Origin of the sequence: Streptomyces sp. H27-H5 (assembly GCF_026627505.1) — a bacterium.
In the GTDB taxonomy this organism is placed as follows: domain Bacteria; phylum Actinomycetota; class Actinomycetes; order Streptomycetales; family Streptomycetaceae; genus Streptomyces.
Window position 1 is genome coordinate 1 of sequence record NZ_JAPNLK010000069.1, and the last position, 22,049, is coordinate 22,049.

At 72.5% G+C, this 22,049-nt stretch carries 18 protein-coding genes; 2 read left to right on the forward strand and 16 right to left on the reverse strand.

The genetic code is table 11. The features are described from left to right. Both OTB19_RS29165 and OTB19_RS29170 read left to right on the forward strand, forming a co-directional pair. Positions 1 to 540 (forward strand): amino acid ABC transporter ATP-binding protein (locus tag OTB19_RS29165; protein WP_267801520.1); only part of this gene is annotated, 540 nt, incomplete at its 5' end. Positions 541 to 698: 158 nt separating this feature from the next. Continuing rightward, on the forward strand, positions 699 to 1,379 hold the full coding sequence (locus tag OTB19_RS29170; RefSeq protein WP_267801521.1) for a phosphatase PAP2 family protein: 681 nt from the start codon (positions 699 to 701) through the stop codon (positions 1,377 to 1,379). Positions 1,380 to 1,391: 12 nt separating this feature from the next. On the opposite strand, the gene OTB19_RS29175 is transcribed toward OTB19_RS29170, so the two are convergent. The 16 genes from OTB19_RS29175 to asnB are packed head-to-tail and all read right to left on the reverse strand — an operon-like array spanning position 1,392 to position 22,047. Next, positions 1,392 to 2,744, reverse strand: a complete 1,353-nt coding sequence (locus OTB19_RS29175; RefSeq protein ID WP_267801522.1) for a glutamate-1-semialdehyde 2,1-aminomutase — start codon at positions 2,742 to 2,744, stop codon at positions 1,392 to 1,394. Positions 2,745 to 2,751: 7 nt separating this feature from the next. Continuing rightward, positions 2,752 to 3,303, reverse strand: coding sequence for a dTDP-4-dehydrorhamnose 3,5-epimerase (rfbC, locus tag OTB19_RS29180; protein WP_267801523.1), 552 nt, complete (start codon positions 3,301 to 3,303; stop codon positions 2,752 to 2,754). Beyond that, entirely contained in the window at positions 3,300 to 4,544 is a 1,245-nt protein-coding gene (locus OTB19_RS29185; RefSeq protein ID WP_267801525.1) for a polysaccharide pyruvyl transferase family protein, read from the reverse strand. The genes rfbC and OTB19_RS29185 overlap by 4 nt, the downstream gene beginning before the upstream one ends. Continuing rightward, a complete protein-coding gene (locus OTB19_RS29190) occupies positions 4,541 to 5,488 on the reverse strand; it encodes a glycosyltransferase family 2 protein (RefSeq protein ID WP_267801527.1) in 948 nt (315 codons plus the stop codon). The genes OTB19_RS29185 and OTB19_RS29190 overlap by 4 nt, the downstream gene beginning before the upstream one ends. Beyond that, positions 5,485 to 6,792 carry a hypothetical protein gene (locus OTB19_RS29195; protein WP_267801528.1) on the reverse strand — a complete coding sequence of 436 codons (1,308 nt, stop codon included), beginning with the start codon at positions 6,790 to 6,792 and terminating at the stop codon, positions 5,485 to 5,487. The genes OTB19_RS29190 and OTB19_RS29195 overlap by 4 nt, the downstream gene beginning before the upstream one ends. Positions 6,793 to 6,797: 5 nt before the next feature. Beyond that, positions 6,798 to 8,072: a DUF4910 domain-containing protein gene (locus OTB19_RS29200; RefSeq protein WP_420716933.1), complete on the reverse strand. Its 1,275-nt coding sequence runs from the start codon at positions 8,070 to 8,072 to the stop codon at positions 6,798 to 6,800. Then, positions 8,069 to 9,094, reverse strand: a complete 1,026-nt coding sequence (locus OTB19_RS29205) for an NAD-dependent epimerase/dehydratase family protein (RefSeq protein ID WP_267801530.1) — start codon at positions 9,092 to 9,094, stop codon at positions 8,069 to 8,071. Before OTB19_RS29205 ends, OTB19_RS29200 begins: the two co-directional genes overlap by 4 nt. Positions 9,095 to 9,097: 3 nt before the next feature. Beyond that, the gene (locus OTB19_RS29210; RefSeq protein WP_267801550.1) at positions 9,098 to 9,745 is read right to left on the reverse strand and encodes a PIG-L deacetylase family protein; all 648 of its coding nucleotides are present in this window, start codon (positions 9,743 to 9,745) and stop codon (positions 9,098 to 9,100) included. Beyond that, positions 9,742 to 10,572, reverse strand: coding sequence for a glucose-1-phosphate cytidylyltransferase (locus OTB19_RS29215; RefSeq protein ID WP_267801531.1), 831 nt, complete (start codon positions 10,570 to 10,572; stop codon positions 9,742 to 9,744). Before OTB19_RS29215 ends, OTB19_RS29210 begins: the two co-directional genes overlap by 4 nt. Beyond that, positions 10,569 to 11,804 (reverse strand): class I SAM-dependent methyltransferase, encoded by a 1,236-nt coding sequence (locus OTB19_RS29220; RefSeq protein WP_267801532.1) that lies wholly within the window; start codon positions 11,802 to 11,804, stop codon positions 10,569 to 10,571. The genes OTB19_RS29215 and OTB19_RS29220 overlap by 4 nt, the downstream gene beginning before the upstream one ends. Then, entirely contained in the window at positions 11,801 to 13,069 is a 1,269-nt protein-coding gene (locus OTB19_RS29225) for a glycosyltransferase (protein ID WP_267801533.1), read from the reverse strand. The genes OTB19_RS29220 and OTB19_RS29225 overlap by 4 nt, the downstream gene beginning before the upstream one ends. Before the next feature lie 2 nt (positions 13,070 to 13,071). Then, positions 13,072 to 14,406 (reverse strand): O-antigen ligase domain-containing protein, encoded by a 1,335-nt coding sequence (locus OTB19_RS29230; protein ID WP_267801534.1) that lies wholly within the window; start codon positions 14,404 to 14,406, stop codon positions 13,072 to 13,074. A gap of 1 nt (position 14,407) precedes the next feature. Continuing rightward, positions 14,408 to 15,892: a right-handed parallel beta-helix repeat-containing protein gene (locus OTB19_RS29235; protein WP_420716935.1), complete on the reverse strand. Its 1,485-nt coding sequence runs from the start codon at positions 15,890 to 15,892 to the stop codon at positions 14,408 to 14,410. Between the two features lie 50 nt (positions 15,893 to 15,942). After that, on the reverse strand, positions 15,943 to 17,895 hold the full coding sequence (locus OTB19_RS29240) for a heparinase II/III family protein (protein WP_267801536.1): 1,953 nt from the start codon (positions 17,893 to 17,895) through the stop codon (positions 15,943 to 15,945). Then, positions 17,892 to 20,096: a bi-domain-containing oxidoreductase gene (locus OTB19_RS29245; protein WP_267801537.1), complete on the reverse strand. Its 2,205-nt coding sequence runs from the start codon at positions 20,094 to 20,096 to the stop codon at positions 17,892 to 17,894. Before OTB19_RS29245 ends, OTB19_RS29240 begins: the two co-directional genes overlap by 4 nt. A gap of 16 nt (positions 20,097 to 20,112) precedes the next feature. Then, positions 20,113 to 22,047 carry an asparagine synthase (glutamine-hydrolyzing) gene (gene asnB / locus OTB19_RS29250; RefSeq protein ID WP_267801538.1) on the reverse strand — a complete coding sequence of 645 codons (1,935 nt, stop codon included), beginning with the start codon at positions 22,045 to 22,047 and terminating at the stop codon, positions 20,113 to 20,115. Positions 22,048 to 22,049 lie beyond the last annotated feature (2 nt).

Consider the following 22,049-nt stretch of genomic DNA (forward strand, 5'->3'; position numbering starts at 1 on the left):
CGCCCTCAACCTGATCCGACTCCACGCCTGGTGGAACGGCCACCCCATCGACCGGACCAGAACCACCCACCTCGCCCGCCTCGAACTCGCCCTGACAGCCTGACCGAATTAACCATCAGGGTCGGCGTCCCGCGCAAACGGGCCGAGGAGTCGGCCCGCGAGCTGCTGGCGCGGCTGGGACTCGCGGACAAGGCACACGAACACCCCGACCGGCTGTCCGGCGGCCAGCAACAGCGCGCCGCGATCGCCCGGGCACTGGCCACCGAGCCGGAGCTGCTCCTCTTCGACGAGATCACCTCGGCGCTCGACCCCGAACTGGTGGGCGAGGTGCTGGACGTGGTCGCGGACCTCAAGCAGCGCGGCCTGACCATCCTCATGGCCACGCACGAGATGGGCTTCGCCCGGCAGGTCGCGGACCAGGTCTGTTTCCTGGAGGACGGGGTGATCGTGGAACAGGGCACCGCGGAGCAAGTCCTCACCGCCCCCCGGGAGCAGGCCACGCAACGCTTCCTCACCCGGGTGCTCGACCGCGCGCAGTGACGTGTGTGGCGCGCCCGGATGATTGACTAGGGTGTCGTGGAGTCGTACAGGCCAGGAGCCTCTGTCCGCAGGGCAGTTGGTCGGCCTGAGGGTGGGGCGGACATGACGGAGGGCTCGCGTTGGATCGTCCGGCCGGAGCGGACCCGCGCGGTGGGCGTGTGCCCGGCCGGCCGGCGCCCGCGGCGTTGCCCCCGGCGCCCCGCGCGTGGATCGGGCTGATCGCGGCCCTTGCCGCACTGGTGGTCGTCGTGCTCGGGTTCCTGTACGCGGGCCACAGCGAGCCCGGCACCGTGGACGCCTGGATCCATGAGGCGGTGTACGGGGTGCGGCCGCCGTGGAGGCGCGTCGCACTGGCCACGGACTTCCTGGGGGAGCCCGCCGGAGCGGCGGTGGTGGTCGCGGCCGTGGTCGCGGGCTGCCTGCTGCTCCGCAGCCCCCGCACGGCGGTGCTCGTCGTCGCCGGTGCCGGCGTGACGGTGGTGACCACGACGCTGCTCAAGCACCTGGTGGGACGCACCATCAACGGCGGGTACCTGTCCTATCCGAGCGGGCACACCGCCTTCCTCACCGCGCTCGCCCTCGCCCTCGCGCTGCTCGCGACCGGCCGCCTCGGCCTCGGCCGGACGGCCGGCACCCTGCTCGTCCTCGCCGCGGCGCTGGTCGCCGGCGCCGTCATGGGGTGGGCGCAGGTCGCCCTGGGCGCGCACTACCCGACCGACGTCCTCGGCGGCTGGTGCACCGCGCTGGCGCTGGTACCGGCGACCGCGTGGCTGGTCGACCGGACGGCCGACCGAAGGGCCGACCGGACGACCAATGCCGTTCAGCGGCAAACACACTGACGTGACATCACATCACGCCAGGCGGCGGAACACGGGTTTCACCGGTCGCCCGGCCATCCAGGGGGTGGGGTCGGTGGCGTCCAGCGCCTTCCGGTACACCGCACACGCCTGCGCCACCACGTCGACGGTGTGATCGATGTCGGCGTCGTCGAGCGCGCTGCTCACCACGAACGACGGGGCCAGCACCCCGCCCGCGAGGAGCCGGCGCAGGAACAGGGTGCGGTAGCGCTGCGACGGCCGCAGGTTCTCGTCGAGTGTGGCGAAGACCAGGTTGCTGGCGCGGCCCTTGACGACGACGTGGTCGCCGACGCCCATCGCGGCCGCGGCCTCGCGGACCCCGGCGGCCAGCTGCTCACCGAGGGCGTGCAGCCGTGCGGTGACACCCTCCTCGGCATAGGTGGTCTGCACGGCCATCGCGGCGGCCAGCGCGTGCGTTTCCGCACCGTGCGTGGTGGACAACAGGAACACCCGGTCGCCGGAGTGACGCAGTCCGCCCCGCTCCATCAGGTCGCGGCGCCCGGCCAGCGCCGAGACGGCGAAGCCGTTGCCCAGCGCCTTGCCGAACGTGGAGAGGTCGGGGACGACGCCGTACAGGCCCTGGGCGCCCGCCTCGGACCAGCGGAAGCCGGTGATCATCTCGTCGAAGACCAGTACGCAGCCGTGCCGGTCGGCCAGCTCGCGCAGGCCGGCGAGGTACCCGGGCGGCGGCTCGGTGTGCCCGGCTGGTTCGAGGATCAGGCAGGCGACCTCGTCCTGGTACCGGGTGAGCAGCTCCTCCGTGGAGGCCAGGTCCCCGTAGGGGAACGCCACGGTGAGTTCGGTGGTCGCCGCCGGAATGCCCGCTGACATCGGCGTGGTGCCGATGAACCAGTCGTCGGAGGAGAAGAACGGATGGTCGCCGCAGATCGCGACCCGCGGGCGGCCGGTGACGGCGCGGGCGAGACGGACCGCGGCGGTGGTGGCATCGGAGCCGTTCTTCGCGAACTTCACCATCTCGGCCGTCGGCACCGTGGCCAGGAACCGTTCCGCGGCCCGGACCTCGACGATGGACGGCCGGACGAAGTTGCTGCCGCGGTCGAGTTCCCGCCGTACCGCCTCGATCACGCGGGGGTGGGCGTGGCCGAGGCTGACCGACCGCAGGCCCGATCCGTACTCGATGTAGCGGTTGCCGTCGACATCCCACACGTGGGCACCGCGGCCGTGACTGATGACGGGCGCCAGGTTCTCGGGGTACTGGTCGTCGCCCTTGGCGTAGGTGTGCGCGCCTCCGGGGATCATGGCGTGCAGCCGCTCGTTGGCCAGCCGCGAGCGGGGCAGGACGAACTCTTCGGTGTCTTCCGTGCCTTCGGTCTCTTCGGTGTGCACGCCGACCTCAACCTTCCTGGTGCTTGAGGACCTCGGCGAGGCTCGGCGCCTCCCGGTCCCGCCGGGACATCGATGTGACCGGCAGCGGCCAGGGGATGGCCAGCTCCGGGTCGTCGAAGGCGATCGTCACGTCCTCGGCCGGATCGTGGGGGCGGTCGATCCGGTACGAGGTGTCGGCGGTCTCGGTCAGTGCCTGGAAGCCGTGCGCGCATCCCGCAGGGATGTACAGCGTCGCCTGCGTCTCGCCGGACAGCTCGAAGAAGGCCCGGTTTCGGTAGGTGGGGGAGTCGGGCCGCAGGTCCACGACGACGTCGAAGATCTGCCCGTACGAGCACCGCACCAGCTTGGCCTCGCCCGCGCCGGAGCGCAGGTGCAGGCCGCGCAGCACGCCCCGGACCGAGCGGGACACGCTGTCCTGGATGAAGGCGTCCGGGTCGAGGCCCACCGAGCGGACCAGGTCGGCGTCGAAGGTCCGGCAGAAGAAACCGCGCTCGTCGGAGTACGGGGTCGGTTCGAACAGGTGGGCGCCGGCGATCGCCGGGACCTCGGTCGCCTTCATGGAGTCTCCCGCAGGGCGTGGGCGTGGGCGTGGGCGTGGGCGGCCGCCGGGAAGACGGCCGCGGTCAAGGCGGTGAACTGCCGGTCGAGTTGCCGGACGGCGACCGCGTTCCGCTCGGTGAGGATCCGGCGCAGCTCCGCCGACCTCTTCTCCAGCTCCCGGAACTGTTCGAGCAGCCGGTCGGCGTCGACGTCACGAGCCGGGTGGCAGTACGCCTCCAGCCCCATCCGCGCCATGAGCGCGTCGCTCTTCGCCGCGTAGCTCAGCGCGAGCGTCGGCGTGCCGACCTTCAGCGCGCAGATCAGGTTGTGATAGCGGGTCGCCACCACGGCGTCGGCAGCCGCCGTCTCCTTCATCAGGTCGGCCAGCGAGGCCGCCTCGGCAGCGGTGACCAGTGGTGAGTCCACCGCGTCGAGGATCGCGGCGACCACCGGCGCGTCGCACGCGTCGCCGGTGAGCAGCCGGACCGGCCTGCCGTCCTCGACCAGCGCGCGGACGAAGCGGGTCGTCCCGTCGAGGTAGCGCCGGTGGATCTCCTCGGCCCGGGCGCGGTCGTCGTCGCCGCCGTGGAAGTCCATGACACCCACGGCGACCGGGCCCGGCGTGTCCGAAGGCGCGCCCGCCCGCGGCGTCGGCAGGGCGAACGCCAGGTCCGGGTAGACCTCGTCGCGCGTGGTGTCCACGCCCATCGCCCGCATCGCGTCGCGCGACGGGGCGTCCCGGTACGACCGGTAGCCGGCCAGCCGCGCCGACCAGCGCACGAGGGTGCGGGTCGGCCGGTTGCCGATCGCGCCGGCCCCGACGCCGACCAGCGCGACCCGGGTGCCGGACAACCGGCCGGACGCGCACAGCAGGAACAGCGAGTACGGGAAGCCCCACGGCCGCAGCGGCAGGGTGGCCTCCAGGACGCCCATGCCCGGCACGATCACCACGTCGTGCCGGCGCACCCAGGCGGCGGTGCGGAAGACGTCGACGAGTTTGCCCAGGCCCTTCGCCGCGACGGCGCCCGCCCGCGACGCGGTCCGGTACTCCCCGCGGTACCAGTGCAGCCGGGTCGCCGGAATGCCGTACCGGGCCGAGACGACCTCGGGTCCGCCGCACAGCGCGTCCACGACCGCCCCCGGGTGCTCGGCGCGCAGGTAGCCGAGGACGGCTTCGAGCGAGCCGTCGTTGCCGAGGTTGCCGGACCCGAGGAGGCCGAACACCCCCACGCGCACCGGGATTCCGTCCGCCGAGGTCATGCCCGCCTCCCCTCGCGGCCGGCGACGAGGGCGTCGACGGAGACGGTGAGCAGGGACGGGTCGACCGGGGCGCGGTCCTCGACCCGCTCGCCGGCGCCCGGCCGGACCCGGCTGGTCATCCACGCGGCCAGGTGGCGCCGGCACGCGCGCCGGTCGGCCGGGGACAACGGCGCCCGCCGGATCGCCGAGGCGAAGCCCCAGACGTACTCGGCGAGCAGCCGGGGCGTGGGGTGCAGCGGGCCCGCCCGGCGCGGGTCCAGGTTGACGCACCGGGAACGCTTGGAAGGGTTCGCCCGCTCGGCGCGGGTGGGATGGTCGCGGCGGAAGTACAACAGCTCCGGCACCTGGTGGAAGGGCCCGTGCAGGGTGATCTCGGCGACGAACGTGCGGTCCGCGTGGTGGTAGCTGTCGTGCGGCTTCACCCGGCGCAGCACGTCCGCCCGCATCACCCCGTAGAAGTCGTCGCCACCGGGCTCGAACAGCAGACTGCGGAAGCGCTCCGACGCGTGGGGGGAGTCGGTGGCGAGCCCGTACTCGTACGGGACCGTCACCGTGCCGTCGCCGTCGATGACCGCCTGGCCGCTGTGCGCGAGGATCACGTCCGGCCTCTCGTCCAGCGCCTCCACACAGCGCCGCAACAGGTCCCGGGCGTACAGGTCGTCGTGCGAGGCCCACTTGAACAGCTCGCCGCGGCACTCGGTGAACACGTGGTTGTGGTTCGGTGCCGCTCCGATGTTCCGGGGCAGCCTGAGGTACCGGACGCGTGAGTCCCGGGCCGCGTACCGGCGGCAGATGTCCCCGGTCCCGTCGGTCGAGGCGTTGTCGGAGATGACCAGCTCGAAGTCCTCGTAGGTCTGGCCGAGCAGGGCGTCGAGCGACTGCGCCAGGTACTCCTCGCCGTTGTAGACGGGCAGGCCGATGCTCAGCCGGGGTTGGGCGGTCATGATGTCCTCACTTCGCGAAGGTGGTCGTGGTGGCGCTCGCGCAGGGCGGACCGCAGTTGCAGCCACCACACGGCCGAGCCGCAGACGGTCGCGGCGGCGACGCCCCAGGCCGAGCCGACCGTGCCGGCCACGGCGGCCCCGCCGAGCCCGCCGCCGACATAGCAGGCGGAGGCGAACAGTTGGCAGCGCAGACTGCGCCGCGCCGCGGCGAGCGCGCGCAGCCCGGCCGCCGCGCCGCTGCCGAGGCCGGCGCCCGCGACGCCGAGCGTGGCCGGCACGATGAGTTGCGAGGCTGACGGCCAGACACCGCCGAGCACGAACTCGCCGAGCCGGTCCGGCACCAGCAACAGCGCCGCACCCCAGAGCAGCGCGGCGGCGGCCTGCCCGCCGCCCAGGGCGACACAGAACGGGCCCAGCCGGTGGGGGGCCTGCCGCAGTACCCGCGCCGCCTCGGCGACAGTGACCAGCGACAGTCCCATCAGCAGGGCGAGGAACGGGCCGAGCAGCAGTTCCGCGCCCCGGACGGCACCCACCGCGCCGACCCCGACGATCGCGCCGAGCCCGTACGCCCGCAGCTGGCTCGCGCCGCTGAGACTGACGTTCTCGACCAGGTACCGGTAGCCGAGATCGCGCTGCTCACGAAGCCACCCGCGGGCCCGGGCCGGCCGGGGCCGCATGCCGGACTGGAGGCAGCCGTACGCCGCGGCCACCGCGGCGGACGCGCCCCAGGCGAGCACGAAAGCGGCCACACTGCCCACACGGGCCGCCACGACCATGGCCGGGACGAGCGCGACGCCCCACACGAGGTCGTTGGCGAAGGCCTTGTGGCCGGTGCCGGCGGCGAAGAACGCGAACCGCCAGGCGTCCTGGAGCAACAGCGCCGGCAGCACGACGCCGAGGCAGGCGAACGCGGAACCCACGCCGCCGCCCAGGCCGAGCCCGACGGCCAGACACACCGCGCCGAGGACGATGCCGACGCCGAGCGCGGCCCCCGACGAGCGGGCCGCCGCCGCCCGCCAGGAGGCTTCCGACGCGCCGCTGAAGCGCACCACGAGCGGGTCGGTGGCCAGCCCGCGCGCGACGTTGAGCACCACGCCGTAGGTCAGCCAGGCCAGGCTGAACACGCCGAACGCGCTCAGCCCCAGCGAGCGTGCCACGTAGATGCCCACCGCGAAGTTGGTCATGCTGGAGGCCGCCTGATCGGCCAGCCCCCAGGACAGCCGGCCGACGATGGCCCGCTTGGCGGTCCGCCGGGCGTCCTCGCCCCCGACCGCCGGTGTCGTCTTCCCCCCCTCGGTGGTCATCGGTGTCACGCCTTGATCAGTCCGGCGCCGCACAGGGCGTCGGCCGCCGCGGCGACGGTGTCGAACGGCAACCCGGACCGCTCGCAGACGTCCAGCAGGCCGTGCTCCCCGTCGGAGAGGCTGAGCACCCACAGCATGGCCATCTGGGCCTGCTTCGCGTCGCTGCGGCCGCCCAGCGACTCGTACAACCCGCGCCGCCCCAACTGCGGCTCGCCGTACGGGCTGAGGTTGAGGTACCGCCGGTTGCGGTCGAGCACGGCGAACGCCTCCCGGCAGACGGCGAGCGTGTCCGCCATCGCCTCCGGTGAGACGAAGTCCGGGTTGTCCGCCGAGGTGTGGTACTCGGGGTAGCCCGCGTACGGGGTCCGGCTGAGCGAACCCACGCCGAGATCGAACCCCGGCGAGCAGAACTGCCGCTCGTCGTAGCCGTACGGAGTGAACTCGGCCACGTGGTGCGGGCGTTCGGAGGCGGTCAGCACATGCCGCATCACCCGGTCGATCTCCGCGTCGCCGCGCCGGCTCTGCTTGTACGTCAGCCGGCCCGAGTCGCCGGCGCAGGCCAACACCAGCCCGTGCTTGACCCGTTCGATGCGCTCCGCGTTGCGGGCCAGCCAGGTGATCGCCCCGATGGTGCCGGGCGCGAAGAGGAACCGGTAGGTGTAGTGGGGCGTCCGCTCCGAGAGCGCCCGCGCCAGGAAGGTCGCCACCGCGATGCCCGCCAGGTTGTCGTTGGCCAACGACGGGTGGCACACGTGGCAGGAGACGATCACCTCGTCGGCGACCTGCCCGGGGACCACGTACTCGGCGTAGGTGAGGTGTCCGTCCGCGAGCGTGGAGTCGACGCGCACCTCGTAGTCGCCGTCCGGCAGCGCGTCCAGGGTCTCCTGGGCCAGGCAGAACCCCCAATCCGGTGTGTAGTAGCTGGTGCGGTACGGCACCCAACTCGGTTGCTCCGGAAGGGTGTGCAGGTGTTCACGCAGCTCGGACAGCGGCATCGTCGCCGACACCGGCACGCTGTAGCCGAGCACGTGCAGGGTGGACGCGGCGAAGTCGACGACCCGGCGGCCGGAGGCGTCGGCGACGTACGCGTCCCGGATGTTCCACTCCTGCGGCACCGTCCAGTCGAGCACCTGCGTCCCGGTCGGCACCTCGTGCACCTGGAGCGGGATGTACTCGCCGACGATGTCCAGGGTGGCGCGCACGCCGTCGCCGGTGATGCTCCGGCACAGCGGGTACAGCCGCTCCACCAGCGCGTGCATCTCCTCGCCGGCCGTGGTCATCGGCGCCACCGCAGGGTGTCGTCGACGGCGCCGGCCTCGGACGCGGCCCGCAGCACGGCCAGCCGGGTGAAACGCCGCTCGAAGTCCTCCCGGGTCAGACCGTGTTCGCGGTAGGCGTCGGCGAGTTCGAGCGCGCCCCGCTTCACCGTCCACTCGCAGTCGAAGCCGGGCACGGCGGCGCGGAACCGGGCGAAGTCCACCCGGTACGACCGCGGATCGGCACCCGTCTCCCCGGTGATCACCACCTTCGAGCCGGACACCGCCTCGGCGACCTGCTCGGCGATCTCGGCGACCGTGACGTTGTTGGTCTCGCTGCCGATGTTGAACGCCCGGTCGTGCACCGCCTCGCGCGGCGCGGTCAGCGCGGCCGCGAAGGCCCGCGCGATGTCGGCGGCGTGCACCAGCGGGCGCCAGGGAGTGCCGTCGGAGAGCACCAGCACCTCACCGGAAAGCAGCGCGTGGCCCACCAGGTTGTTCAGCACGATGTCGGCGCGCAGCCGGGGCGAGTAGCCGAAAGCGGTGGCATTGCGCATGAACACCGGGCTGAAGTCGCCGTCGGACAGCGCGTGCAGGTCGTCCTCCACCCGCACCTTGGACTCCGCGTACGGCGTCACCGGGCGCAGCGGGGCGTCCTCGGTCACCAGGTCGTCCCCGCCGGCGGCGCCGTAGACGGAGCAGGTCGACGCGTACAGGAAGCGCCGCACCCCGGCGTCGCGGGCCAACTCGGCCAGCCGCACGGAGGCGTGGTGGTTGATGTCGTAGGTGAGCTCCGGCGCCAGCGATCCCAGCGGGTCGTTGGACAGCGCGGCCAGATGGATCACGGCGTCCACCCCGGCCACGTGGTCGGCCGTGACGTCGCGCAGGTCCACCCGCGTCCCCGGCGGGTCCGCGGGCATCGGGCCCAGCACGCAGTCGGCGAACAGGCCGGCGTCGAGACCGACGACCTCGTGCCCGGCGGCGGCGAGGACCGGGGCCATCACGGTGCCCAGATAGCCCTGGTGTCCGGTCAGCAGTACGCGCAAGGTTCATTCCCCCAGGTCGAGAGTGAGTTTGGTGACGGCGAACGCCTCGGCGTAGCGCGCGTTGCTTTCGATGCCCCGGATCCGGGCCAGCCCGAGGAAGGCCTCCCGGTCGTACCAGGGCCGGTGCTGCTGCGAGGGGTAGTGCTCCTGCAACAGCCGCACCTTCTGTTCGGCGATCTCCGGCGACAGCGGCTGGTACGCCGCCGGACGGCCCAGATCGCCGTCCCACTTGACGATCTCGTAGCCGAGGACGAGGTGGTCGCGGTACGCGGTGGTCATCAGCTTCGCCAGCCCGCGGTGATCCTGGTGCGCGTCATCGGTACGCGGCGCGAGCACCAGATCCGGTTCCGTCTGACCGCGCAGCTCCTCCACCGCGGCCTTCGCCTCGCCCCAGTGCGAGGGCAGCCGCCCGTCCGGCAGCTTCAGCACGGTCAGCCGCAGGTCGGCGCCCGGGCAGAAGGCGGCGAGCGCGGCCTGCTCCTCCTGCTCCCGCTCGCCGCCACCGCCGGACAGCACCAGCACGTCGACGCGCAGGCCCGGCCGCGCCCGGCACAGCGTCAGCAGGGTCCCGCCGGCGCCGATCGCGACGTCGTCGCAGTGCGCGCCCACCGCGACGATCCGGGCCAGACGCCCGGTCCCGAGCCGGATCACGCGGTCCACGCCCCGGCGCCGCCCCTGTCGCCGGACGCGCTCGCCGCCGCGCCGTCCCGTTCCCACACGGCCCACGGGCGGTCACCGACGGCGTAGGCGGCGTCGAGCGCGGCCCGCTCCTTCACGGTGTCGGTGGGCTTCCAGAAACCGCGGTGCCGGTGCGCCACCAGGCGTCCCTGCTTCGCCAGCCGGGCACATCCGTCGGCGACCAGGTCACCGTTCTCCGGTATGTGGTCGAAGACCTCCTGGCGGAGCACGAAGTAGCCGCCGTTCTCCCACAGCGGCATGTCGCTCACCGCGGTGATGCCCCCCACCAGTCCGTTCTCGCCCAGCTCCACACAGTGGAACGAGGACTGCGGCGGCACCACCATCATCGACGCACCGGCGTCGCGCCGCGAGAAGGAGTCGATCATCTCCGGCAGCGGGGCGTCGGTGAGCACGTCGGCGTAGTTGGCGAGGAACATCTCGTCGCCGTCCAGGTGGTGCCGCACCCGGCGCAGCCGCTCCCCGATCGGGGACTCGATGCCCGTCTGTACGAACGTGATCGTCCAGGAGGCGATGTCGGTGGACAACAGCTCGGTCCGCCCGCCCCGCAGCACGAAGTCGTTGGACGTCGTCTCCTCGTAGTTGAGGAAGAAGTCCTTGATGTGGTGCGCCCCGTACCCCAGGCACAGGATGAACTCCGTGTGCCCGAAGTACGCGTAGTAGCGCATGACGTGCCAGATCAGCGGCCGGGGACCGACCATGGCCATCGGCTTGGGCACGTCGTCGGAGGTTCCGCTGCGCATGCGCAGCCCGTAACCGCCGCAGAACAGTACGACCTTCACGGCTTGACCTCCACGATGCTCAGTTCCGGGATGGGGAAGACCAGACGGCCGCCCCAGGCGTGCACGAAGGAAAGTTGCTCGACCAGCTCGTCCCGCAGGTTCCACGGGAGGACGAGCACGTAGTCCGGTCGGTCGATGCCGATCTGCTCGGGCGACAGGATCGGGATCCGGGTGCCCGGGGTGAACCTGCCGTGCTTGTACGGGTTGCGGTCGACCGTGTACCGGAGCAGATCGGGGCGGATCCCGCAGTGGTTGAGCAGGGTGTTGCCCTTGCCGGGGGCGCCGTAGCCGACGACCGTCTCGCCGCGCTCGGCCGCCCCGATGAGGAACCGCAGCAGGTTCCGGCGGACCTTGGCCACCCGATCGGAGAACTCCGTGTACCCGGACAGGTCCTGCAACCCGGCGGCCTTCTCCCGGTCCAGCACGTCGGCCACGCGCCGGCTCGGCTCGCCGGCCACCTCGGTCGGCCGGGCCCACAGCCGGATGGAGCCGCCGTGCGTGGGCAGCAACTCGACGTCCACGAGGGAGAGTCCGCCGCTCGCCAGCGCCCGGATCGCGGACGCGACCGTGTAGTACTGGAAGTGCTCGTGGTAGATCGTGTCGTACTGGTTCTCCTCGATCAGGGTCAGCAGGTGCTGCACCTCGATGGAGACCCAGCCGTCGTCGGCGACCAGGGCGCGCAGCCCCCGGGTGAACCCGACCACGTCGGGGATGTGCGCGTACACGTTGTTGGCCACGACCAGGTCCGCCGGGCCGTGCTCGGCGCGGACGGCCGTACCGGTGGCCGGGTCCAGGAACTCCGTGAGCGTGGGCACACCCGCCTCCCGCGCCGCGGCGCCGACGTTCACCGACGGCTCGATGCCGAGGCAGCGGACCCCCAGGTCCACCATGTGCCGCAGCAGGTAACCGTCGTTGCTCGCGACCTCGACCACGAAGGCGTCGGGGCCGAGGGCAAGGCGCCGCACGGCGTCGGCGACGAAGACGCGCGCGTGCTCCACCCAGGACGTCGAGTAGGAGGAGAAGTACGCGTACTGCGTGAAGGTCTCCTCCGGCGTGATCAGCGGAGGGATCTGCGCGAGCCAGCAGTCGGTGCAGACCCGCAGGTGCAGCGGGTAGGCCGGCTCCGGCCGGTCCAGTTCGTCCGCGGCGAGAAAACTCTCGCACGGCGGGGTCGCCCCCAGGTCGACGACGCTCGCCAGCGTCGCCGAGCCGCAGAGTCGGCATCCTGTCATCTACTGCCCCCATCCCTGCCCGCGCGGGTCTCCCGCGGCGGGCCTCCATTTCCGACCGGCGGCGCGCCGTGCCCGCCACCGGACCGCACCGCGATCGCGGTGCGGTACCCCTCCACCAGGCGCTCCAGGCCGACGGCCGGGCTGAACCCCTGTTCGTAGCGGCGCCGGGCGGCCCGCCCCATCTCCCGGTTGCGGTCCGGCTCGGCCGCGACCTTGCGCATGCAGGCCGCGAGCGAGGCGGGCTCACCCGGCCGGTGGAGCAGACCGCTCACCCCGTCCTCGACGAGTTCGACGAAGGCGCCGTGACCGGCGGCAACGGCCGGGACCCCCGCCGCCATCGCCTCCACGACCACCAGGCCGAACGCCTCCAGCCACGTCGACGGAGCCACCACGGCGACCGACCGGGCGATGGCCTGCCGGCACTGGGCCTCGTCGTACAGGCCGACGTACCGCACGTCGTCCCGGCCCGCCGCCCAGGCGGCCACCTCCCGCTCCAGCGGCCCCGTGCCGGCGACCACGAGCGGCACGCCCACACCGCCGCCGGCGGCGATCTCGTCCCAGGCGGCCATGAGCAGCCGTACGCCCTTGGCCTCCGCGAGCCGGCCGAGATAGAGCAGGTGCTCGCCGGCGCCCGTTCTGACCGTGCCCGGTTCGGGCACGAAGTTGTGTTTCACCGCAAGCCGATCGGCCGGCATGCCGGCCCGCACCAGGACGTCGCGCTGCGCCCCGGAGATGCAGAAGAACCGCTCCACACCGGTCCACCACCGCCGCCGGTTGACCGACAGGCTGACCGCGAGCGGCACCGTCGCCAGCCGGGAGTCCCGGTAGCAGCCGTGCCGGACGGCCGGCAGCGGCGCCGCCCCGACACACTCGGTACACGGCCGGCCGTCCCGCTGGAGCGTGCCGGGCGGACAGACCTGGGTGTAGTTGTGCAGGGTGGCGACGGCGGGCACACCGGCGTCGGCGCAGGCGGCCAGCACCGCCGGCGACAGGAGCGGGAAGACGTTGTGGACGTGCACCACGTCCGGCCGCTCGCCGCGGAGCCGGGCGGCGAGCTCCGCGCGGACCGCCGGATTCCACGGCACGAGGAACGGCAGCGCGGCCTTGGACACCAGGGACCGGGCGGCGATGTCGTCACTGCGCCGCTCGAACACCTCGACCCGGTGGCCGGCCTCGCGCAGCAGCCCCACCTCCTGGTCGACGACCTTGTTCTCACCGCTCGGCTGCGCCGAGGCGTAGCGGTTGTGCACCACGAGGACGTGCATGCTCAGATCACCTCCGATTTCCGGGCCCACTGGGGTGTGCGTCGTCGAGGGACTTCCGGCGCCGGCGGGGGATTGGCCGCGGCGGGTGAGGCCAGCAGCGAGGCGGCCACGGTCAGATGCAGCAGGTACGGCGAGGCGTCGCCGAGCCCGGCCTCGGTGTACGACGCGATGGCGCAGTAGCTGATCAGGAAGAGCGCGCACGCCCGCTGGATGGACGGCGGCCGGAGCAACGCGACGCCGCCCAGCACGATCACGATCGCCCCCACGAGCGCGACACCGGTCAGGCCCTGCTCGTTGTAGACGGCAAGCCAGCTGTTGTCGATCGGCAGCCCTCCGAACGACTTGTCGCCCAGGCCCGCGCCGAACATCTGCTCCGACGCCGTCCTGGGGGCCGCCAGCAGGGCATTCCAGACCTTGGCCCGACCGGTGAGGTTGGAGAAGTTCTCCTGGCTCTGCCCGCGCAGAAACCACGCCTGGAGCGCGGAGTTGAACCCCACCGCGGCCACGACGGAGAGCAGCACCGACCAGGCGAAGAACCGGCGGGCGGCGGCGCTGGTCAGGACGAGCGAGCCGATGGCCAGCACCAGCCCGATCAGCAGGCCGAGGGTGGCCGTCCGGGTATGGGTCAGCGCGAGCAGGACGAGCGCCGGCACGATGACCAACGCCGCGTTGCCCCGGTCGGTCCGCCGACCCAGGAGCAGCAACACGGTCAGCCCGATGATCACCGCGGCGTACTGTCCGATCTGCGGCGGGGTGAGCGGCCACAGCGCGCCGACCAGCCGCCCGCCGTAGAGCTCGGGCATCGCCGCGCCCGGTGAGACGAGCAGACCGGCGGCCACCGACGCGAGCACCGCGAAGTACATCCGGATGTGGTGCCGGACGAACGTGTGGTCGCCGTCCCACCAGCGGCTGAGCAGCCACAACGTGCCGACGAAGAGAGCCAGCCGGGTGCAGCGGAACAGCGCCCCGAACCCGGACTCCAGGTGCCCGCTGGAGATCACGCTCGGCACCAGCAACAGCGTGAGCAGGAACAGGAAGGAGCTCGCCCGGACCCGTAACCGGAGATTGACGGCGAGCGCCAGCGCGAACGCGGCGACCAGCGAGCCCATGGTGACCATCTGGATGAGGGAGCGGGGCAGCGGGACGATGGTCTGCGCGCCGGCGGAGCCGAGCGTGTTGAGGATCAGCAGCCCCCAGGCGATCCCGACGATCCTCGGTGCGCCGGGAGGGGGCGGTGCGGCGGCGGACCGCGTGTGCTCGGTGTCCGGCCCGCCCGGCAGCCCGTCGCCGGGCAGCCCGTCGTGCGTCGGCCCGTCGTGCGTCAGGTCCCGGCGCATCTCAACCACCCGCCTGCGGCTGGAAGGTGCTGCGGGCGTCCTGTCGGTACGGTGCGCCCTGCCACTGTCCGAAGTCGAGTTCCCGGCTCGGGTCGTGGGCGACGAAGCTCCACGGTCCGACGTAGACGTTGTCGTGCCAGCGGTTCTCCTGCTCGTGGGTGATCGCCTCGGCCACCGGTTCGCCCTTGTACGGCGACCAGTCGGGGTAGGTGCCGTAGTTGGCCAGCACCGCCATGCGGCCGCACTTCACCGTGCACCCGACGACGGACGTGTCCAGCACGAAACGGTTGTCGTGGATGTCCACCCGCCGGGTCTTCCACCGGCAGTCGGAGTAGAGCGGAGCGGTGGCGATGGTCGGCTGGGCGCAGCGTTCGGTGTCCTTCACCAGCAACGTGCAGTCACCGGACGAGGTGTTGGCGGGGCTGTTGCAGAACCGGTCGGCGTTCTCCCAGAGGGTGATCCCGGACCAGTTGTTCTCCAGCACGTTGTCGAAGATCTCGATCTTGTCCGTGCGGGCCGGGACCCGGGGTTCGCCGCCGGACTCGGACAGGTAGACGGTCGCGAACGGGAAGGCGTCGCCGTCGTCGGCCTTCTTGCGGCCCTCGACCCAGTTGTTCCGCCTGATGGTGTTCTTGCGGATGACCGCGTTGTAGCTGGTCTCGTAGATCAGCGCGGCACCGTCGTTGGCCTCGACCACGTTGTCCTCGATGCGGAAGTCGTTGTTGTTGGTGTCCGCCCACATCCCGGTACCCCGGTTGTCGTGCACCCAATTGCCGCGTATGTCTGCGCCGTTGACGGCCCAGAACTTGATCCCTCCGGTACAGCCGCAGCCCGGCTGCCGCCGTTCCCAGCCGTCGACGTTGTTGCCCACGATCTCGTTGCCCTCGACCACCAGGTCGCCGAGAGGGCCACCGGACTTGTACGCGGTCACTCCGTACTGCCCGTTGTCGCGCAGGCAGTTGCCGCGGATCCGCTGGCGGGCACCGGCCATCAGCCCGGCGCCCGAGTTGTTCTGGATCGTCGCGTGCTCGATCACCCACCCGTCGGCAGAGTCGTGGTTGACCACGCCCTCGTTCTGCGGCGCGACGAACCCCTGCACGGTCAGCCGGCGGATGGTGACGTTCCCGGCGGGGCCACCGAACGCGTACTGGTTGGTCTTGCGGCCGTCGAGCACCGCGCCCGGCGCCCCGACGTAGCTGTTCCCCTCCTTCGGCAGGACCTGGGCGTAACGGTCGGCTTCGAGCGTGTGCGTTCCCGGCAGGAGCCAGAACGTCGTCTTCGGGGGGCTGCTCCTGGTCTTCGCGGCCAGGTCACCGACCACCGAGGGATCGACGGTCACCGCCCCCGCCGGAGCCTGCGCGGGCCCCGGGGCGGGCGTGGCGCACACCCGGGCCACGGACGTGGTCGGGGTGACGGTCGGCTCCGCCGACGGGCCCGGTGCGTCGGATGCGCCCAGGCACCCGGTCGCCGGCAGGAGCAGCACCATCGTTGCCGTCGGCAGCGCCCAGTGCCGCTTCTTGATCACCACGCGTCCTCCTAGTCGCGGAACCCGAGTACGGTGGTGAACCCTTCCGAGCCGTCGACGAAACCGGTGCCGATCAGCGTGGTGGTGGGTTCCTTGCGCCCGAAGCCGTCGGAGTACCAGCCCAGCGGAGGGTCCGTCTCGCCGCGATGCGCCCGCCAGGACAGCTGCCCGGGCAGGTCGAGCACGGCGCGGCGGTCCTCGCCGTCCCGGGTCCAGGTGAGTTCCGCCCGGTTCCCCACCAGGTCCGCGGCGATCACCGGCCCGAGGTGGAACGCCAACCGCGCGGCCCGGCGCGGTCCGCGCACCTCGTCGATCACCCGCAGTTCCCGGGTCGCGGCGGTCAGCTCCACCCGGCGGCGGTGCACGGAGCCCTCGTAGCCGTCGTGCTCGGCGCACCAGCGGGCCGTCCCCCCGGCGGAAGTGTCGGACGTGTCCGCGACCAGGACGCGGCTGCGGGCGTGCCGGGTCCACAGGAACGGGCCGCCGGAGACGGACTGGTCAGCGCCGTCCAACTCCAGTGTGTTGTGGGCGACGGTCGACCGGAAGTACCGCCGCCACTCGGGCTGACCGTGGTAGCAGAACGTCCCCGGGTCGGCGAGCACGTCGACCCCGTCGTGCCGGACCTCCACGGACAGCGCGTCCGCGTGGGCGTGCGCGGCGATGGACAGGAACCCGTGCGGACCACCGTCGCAGCGGCACCAGATCTCGCCCGGACCGCGCAGGATCGTCATCCCCGCGTCGGCGAAGTGGGCCGGCCTGCTCGCCGGGCGGGTCACGGCCGGCGCACCGGGCCGGACGAGCGCGGCCAGCAGCGGGGTGCGCACATCGGTGCCGGTCACCGTCGGCCACCAGGCGAGCCGCCCGAACACGGCGTCCCCCGTGGCCAGCAGCGACGCCCACCGGTCGGTGCCCGCGCCGTCCACGACCAGACCGTGCCCGTCGTCCGCGTCTCCCTGGCGCGGTGGCCGAAGCCGGCCGTCGACGACGGCCGCGAGCGCGTCGGTCATCCGCAGCAGCACCAGCCGCGTCGTCGCGGGGACCGGCACGCCGCAGGCGTCCGCCTCGGCCATCGCGGCCAGCCCCAGCTCCAGCACCAGGCCGTGGTACTCGGTGGCCGACTCGCGGTTGAGGCCGGAGCCGAAGGTGTTGGCCCGCAGATGCCGGTCCAACGACCGCAACGCCTCGTCCCGCCAACGCGCCGAGGAGGGGAACCAGCCGAACGCGCAGGCCGCGGCGAACTGCCCGGCGGCCTCGGCGATGACGTGGTTGTTCGCCGAGGACCCCCGGCTGGGGAAGGCGGCCAACCAACGCTGGTGGTGCCAGATCTGGTCCAGTGCCACCGGGTTGCCCTCGAACAGCCCGGCCGCGCCCGGCCAGCCGTCGAGCAGCCGGCGCACCCACACCCAGGACAGCAGCCGGATCCCCAGCTCGATGCCGCTGATCCAATGCACCCCGCGCAGCGGCGTGTTGGCAGCCCACCACGCCCTCAGGTGCTCGGCCACCCGCTCGGCGTACCGCTCGTCCTCGGTGATCGCGTAGGCGGCGGCGAGCACGGTGAGGTACTGGTGCCGGGACAGTTCCCAGATCTGCTTGATGTCCCCGACCGCGTCCTCGTCCCGGTAGGGCACGTCGAAGGCGTAGTCCCACGGGGCCCGGCGTCCGGTCTTCGGGTCGAGGCACCAGTCGGGGTCGATCAGGTCGTCGCGTTCCACCCCGAAGTATTCGGCGTGCCCGGCCATCAGGCGGTCGGCGTCGGCGACGAGCCGCTTCGCGGCGTCCGCCGGCACCGCGTCGAACGTCCCGGCGGGCAGCGCCGCGGTGAACCGGGCGCCGGTCACGACCGGGCGGTCCGGCGGCGCGGACCGCCACCGGCGCCTGCGCAGCGTGTCGCCCACCCGGTCGCCGACCTCGCGCGGTCCCATCCGCGACAGCCGGCGCAGGTACCAGCCCGCGCTCGTGGTCATCGCGCCCCCGTCAACGTGACCGGCGCCCCGCCGGCCAGGCCGGCCTGCACGGCGAGGGTGGCCGTCGTGGTGGCGACCAACGACTCCAGGGACACCGGCATCGGCCCGCCGGTCCGCACGGCCTTGACGAACGCGGCCAGTTCGGCGGACTGGCCCTTGTCCCGCGCCTTGGGCAGTCGCGAACTGACCCACCGCTTGGGTCCGCCCCTGCCGTCCGTGTACACCGACGCCCGCACGAAGTCGTCGAGCCGCAGGACCTTGCCGTCCGCGACGAGGTCCAGCGTCTCCTTGGGGAAGCCCGGCGAGCCGGTGGTGACGTAGCTGATGGAGGCGGTCGACCCGTCCGGGTAGCGCAGCACGACCTGGAGGTCCTCGTTGCCGGACGTGGCGACCGCGTACACCGAGACCGGGTCGGCCCCCAGCAGCCAGCTCGCCGTGTCGATGAAGTGCCCGCCCTCGCCGACGAACCGCGTTCCCTCGGTGCCCTGTCGGAGGTACCAACTGCCGTGCTGCAACCGGCCGGCGTTGATCAGGTAGCGCAGGCTCGCCGGACCGGTCCGGGCACCGAACCGCTTCCCGGCCTCCCGCAGGAGCGGCGCGAACCGGCGGTTGAAGCCCACTTGCAGCCGGTCGTTTCCGGACTCCTCCACCGCCGCGAGCACACCGGCCAGCTCCTCCTCGGCGAGGGCCAGGGGTTTCTCCACGAACACCGCCTTGCCCGCCGACAGCGCCCTGCGGGTCAGCTCGGCGTGCGAGCTGTGGCGGGTGGCGACGACCACCGCGTCGACGGACCCGTCGCCGAGCACGGCGTCGAGATCGGTGGTCGCCCGCGCGAAGCCGAACTTCCGCTGCGCGTTCGCCGCGGACAGCGCCGTCGTGGTGACGACCGTGGACAACTCGACGCCCTCGCGCCCTGCCAGGTGCGGCAGCAGCATCGACGTCGCGTAGTTCCCCGCGCCGACGAAGGCCATCCGCACCGGCGCCTTGACGGGACGGGCCGGGGTGGACGCCGCGCCGCCGCGTCGCACCGCGGGGACGGACACCGCCAGGGCCGGCGTCTCGCCCGCCTCCTCCTTCTGCTCGGGGTAGCGGAACAGCACGGCCACGGCCTTCAGCTCACCGTCCTTCAGACGCCCGTACGTCTCGACGGCGTCGTCGAAGTCGGCGATGTGGGACACCAGGGGCTCCACGTCGACGCGGCCGCGGGCGAGGAGGTCGAGGAAGCACGCCAGGTTGCGGCGCTCGGTCCAGCGCACGTAGCCGATCGGGTAGTCCCGCCCTTCGAGCTCGTACGCCGGGTCGTAGCGCCCGGGGCCGTACGAGCGGGAGAACCGGACGTCGAGCTCCTTCTCGTAGTACGCGTTCCACGGCAGGTCCAGCCGGCACTTGCCGATGTCGACGACCCGGCCGCGGTCCCGGCAGAGCCGCGCGGCCAGCTCCACGGGCTGGTTGCTGCCGCCGCCGGCGGCCAGGTACACCTGGTCCACGCCGTGACCGCCGGTCAGCTCGGCGACGGCGGCTTCCACGGCCGCGGACGCGGGGTCACCGCACGCCGCGGCACCCAGGCGCTCGGCGAGCTCGCAACGCACCGGGTCCGGGTCGGCCCCGACGACGCGGACCCCCGAGGCGGCGAGGAGCTGCACCACCAGCTGCCCGATCAGCCCGAGGCCGATGACCAGCGCCACCTCGCCGAGCTGCGGCTCGCCCTGGCGCACGCCCTGCATCGCGATCGACCCGACGGTGCCGAAGGCCGCGTGGCGCGGCGCGAGGCCGTCCGGCACGGGGGTGTAGAGGTTCTTCGGCACCCAGTTCAGCTCGGCGTGCAGCGCGTGCTCGTTGCCGGCGCAGGCCACGAGGTCGCCGACCTTCACGTCGTCGATCCCGGCGCCGACCTGCTCGACCACCCCGCACAGCGAGTACCCCAGCGGCGTGTAGGAGTCCAGCCGGCCCATCACCTTGCGGTAGGTGGCGGGCACCCCGTTCGTGGCCACGCTCTGCATGACCTTGGCCACCTGGTCCGGTCGGGACCGGGCCTTGCCCACCATCGACATGCCGGCCTCGGACACCTTCATCAGCTCGGTGCCGGTGGATATCAGCGAGTAGGCGGTCCTGACCAGCACCCCGTCCGGCTTGCACCCCGGCTCCGGCACGTCGAGCAGTGCCAGTTCGCCGCTCTTGTAGTTCTGCACAACCTGTTTCACCGGAACTCCTGTTGTTCTAAGCCGTCAAGTCAGGGCCCTGGCCGGAGCCAGAGGTCGCGCCGCGGTACCAGTACTCAAGGGTCAGCACGTGCCACAGATGCTTGGAGAAGTCCCGCTGCCCGGAGGCGTCCTCGGCGACCATGCGCGCCAGCGCGTCGCGGCGCAGGAACCCGGAATTGACGAGCACGCCGTCGTGCACCACCTCGCGTACCAGCGGTGCCAGGTCCCGGCTCATCCAGGCCCGCAGCGGGGCGCTGAACAGGCCCTTGGGCCGGTACACGATCTCCCGGGGCAGGATCGAACCGGCCGCCTCCTTCAGGACGGCCTTGCCCTGCCGTCCGACGATCTTGCGATCGCCGGGCACGGCGAACGCCGCCTTGACCACCTCGACGTCCACGTACGGCACCCGCACCTCGGTCGACGCGGCCATGCTGGAGCGGTCCGTGTAAGCGAGGTTCAGGCCCGGCAGGAACATCCGGGCGTCGCCCAGGCACATGCGGTTCACGAAGTCGTCGAGGTCGTTGTCCCGGTAGACGTCCGCGTGCTCGGTCAGTACGTCGTCGACCGTCCCGGCGAGGTCCGGATCGATCAGGGCGAGCAACTCGTCCCGGTCGTACATGGTGTAGCTCCGCCGGAACGCGGTCTCCTCCGGTAGATCGGCGAAGGAGAGGAAACGCTTCGCGAACCGCACCGACCGGTACCCCCGCCGGGCCGTGGCCACCGGCAGCCGGTCCACGGCACCGGACAGAGCGCGCCGCAGGGGCCGCGGGACGCGCTGGTAGCGCAGCGCGAGCAGGTTGGCCAGGTGCTTGCGGTAGCCGGCGAACAGCTCGTCGGCGCCCATCCCCGAGAGCATCACCTTGACCCCGGCCTCCCGGGCGGCCTGGCAGATCAGGAAGGTGTTGATCGCGGCGGGGTCGCCGATCGGCTCGTCCAGGTGATGGGTCATCCGCGGCAGCAGGTCGAGCACGTTCGGGGCGATCTCGATCTCGTGCAGGTCGACGCCGAACCGCTCGGCCACCCGCCGGGCGTAGCGGAGGTCGTCCGGCATCGCCTCGAACTTGGCGTCCTCGGCGCGGAACCCGATCGTGTAGGCGGAGATCCCGGGGCGGTCGCGGGCCGCCAGCGCGGTCAGGTAGCTGGAGTCGAGACCGCCGGAGAGGAAGGTCGCCACGGGTACGTCGGAGAGCAGGTGGCGGCGGGTCGACTCCTCGACGACGGCGGCGACGTCCGGGCGCTCGCCGCTCCGGGCCCGCTCCTGACCCTCGGCGGCGACGTCCCGGAGGTTCCAGTACCTGCCCCGCTCCACCCGGCCGTCGGGCCGGCAGCGGAGCCAGCTCCCCGGCGGCAGCTTCTCCGCCTCGCGCAACGCGCAGCGCGAGTCCGGCACCCAGTAGTACAGCAGCGAGGCCACCAGCGCCGCATGGTCCACCTGAAGGGACCCGCCGGTGGCGGCGGCGAGCGCCTTGAGTTCGGAGGCGAACACCAGACCCCCACCACGCTGGAGCAGGAACAACGGCTTGACGCCGAGCTGGTCGCGGGCGAGCACCAGGTCACCGGTTCGCTCGTCGAAGATCCCGAACGCGAACATGCCGCGCAGCCGCGGCAGGCAGTCCGTGCCCCAGCGCCGCCACGCCTCCAGCAGCACCTCGGTGTCGGACGTCCCCCGGAAGCGCACCCCGATGGCCGCCAGTTCGGCGCGCAGCTCGGGCGCGTTGTACAGCTCGCCGTTGTACGTCAGGACGAGTCCGCCCGAGACCATCGGCTGGGCGCCGGTCTCGGACAGGTCGATGATGGCGAGCCGACGATGCCCGAGGTGCACTTCCCCGTCACCGGCGTGGTGGCTGTACCGGCCGGCCCCGTCCGGACCGCGGTGGGCGAGGGTGTCGGTGAGCCGGTCGGTCACGACCTTCCCGTCCGGCCACCGGTACGTGCCTGCGATGCCACACATGT

What these genes read in the sequence shown, in the direction of transcription:
- OTB19_RS29240 (WP_267801536.1), bottom strand. Translation starts at nt 17,895, where the DNA reads ATGACCACGAGCGCGGGCTGGTACCTGCGCCGGCTGTCGCGGATGGGA.
- OTB19_RS29190 (WP_267801527.1), bottom strand. Translation starts at nt 5,488, where the DNA reads ATGACCGCCCAACCCCGGCTGAGCATCGGCCTGCCCGTCTACAACGGC.
- OTB19_RS29200 (WP_420716933.1), bottom strand. Translation starts at nt 8,072, where the DNA reads ATGACCACGGCCGGCGAGGAGATGCACGCGCTGGTGGAGCGGCTGTAC.
- OTB19_RS29235 (WP_420716935.1), bottom strand. Translation starts at nt 15,892, where the DNA reads ATGGTGCTGCTCCTGCCGGCGACCGGGTGCCTGGGCGCATCCGACGCA.
- asnB (WP_267801538.1), bottom strand. Translation starts at nt 22,047, where the DNA reads ATGTGTGGCATCGCAGGCACGTACCGGTGGCCGGACGGGAAGGTCGTG.
- OTB19_RS29220 (WP_267801532.1), bottom strand. Translation starts at nt 11,804, where the DNA reads ATGACAGGATGCCGACTCTGCGGCTCGGCGACGCTGGCGAGCGTCGTC.
- OTB19_RS29225 (WP_267801533.1), bottom strand. Translation starts at nt 13,069, where the DNA reads ATGCACGTCCTCGTGGTGCACAACCGCTACGCCTCGGCGCAGCCGAGC.
- OTB19_RS29230 (WP_267801534.1), bottom strand. Translation starts at nt 14,406, where the DNA reads ATGCGCCGGGACCTGACGCACGACGGGCCGACGCACGACGGGCTGCCC.
- OTB19_RS29195 (WP_267801528.1), bottom strand. Translation starts at nt 6,792, where the DNA reads ATGACCACCGAGGGGGGGAAGACGACACCGGCGGTCGGGGGCGAGGAC.
- OTB19_RS29185 (WP_267801525.1), bottom strand. Translation starts at nt 4,544, where the DNA reads ATGACCTCGGCGGACGGAATCCCGGTGCGCGTGGGGGTGTTCGGCCTC.
- rfbC (WP_267801523.1), bottom strand. Translation starts at nt 3,303, where the DNA reads ATGAAGGCGACCGAGGTCCCGGCGATCGCCGGCGCCCACCTGTTCGAA.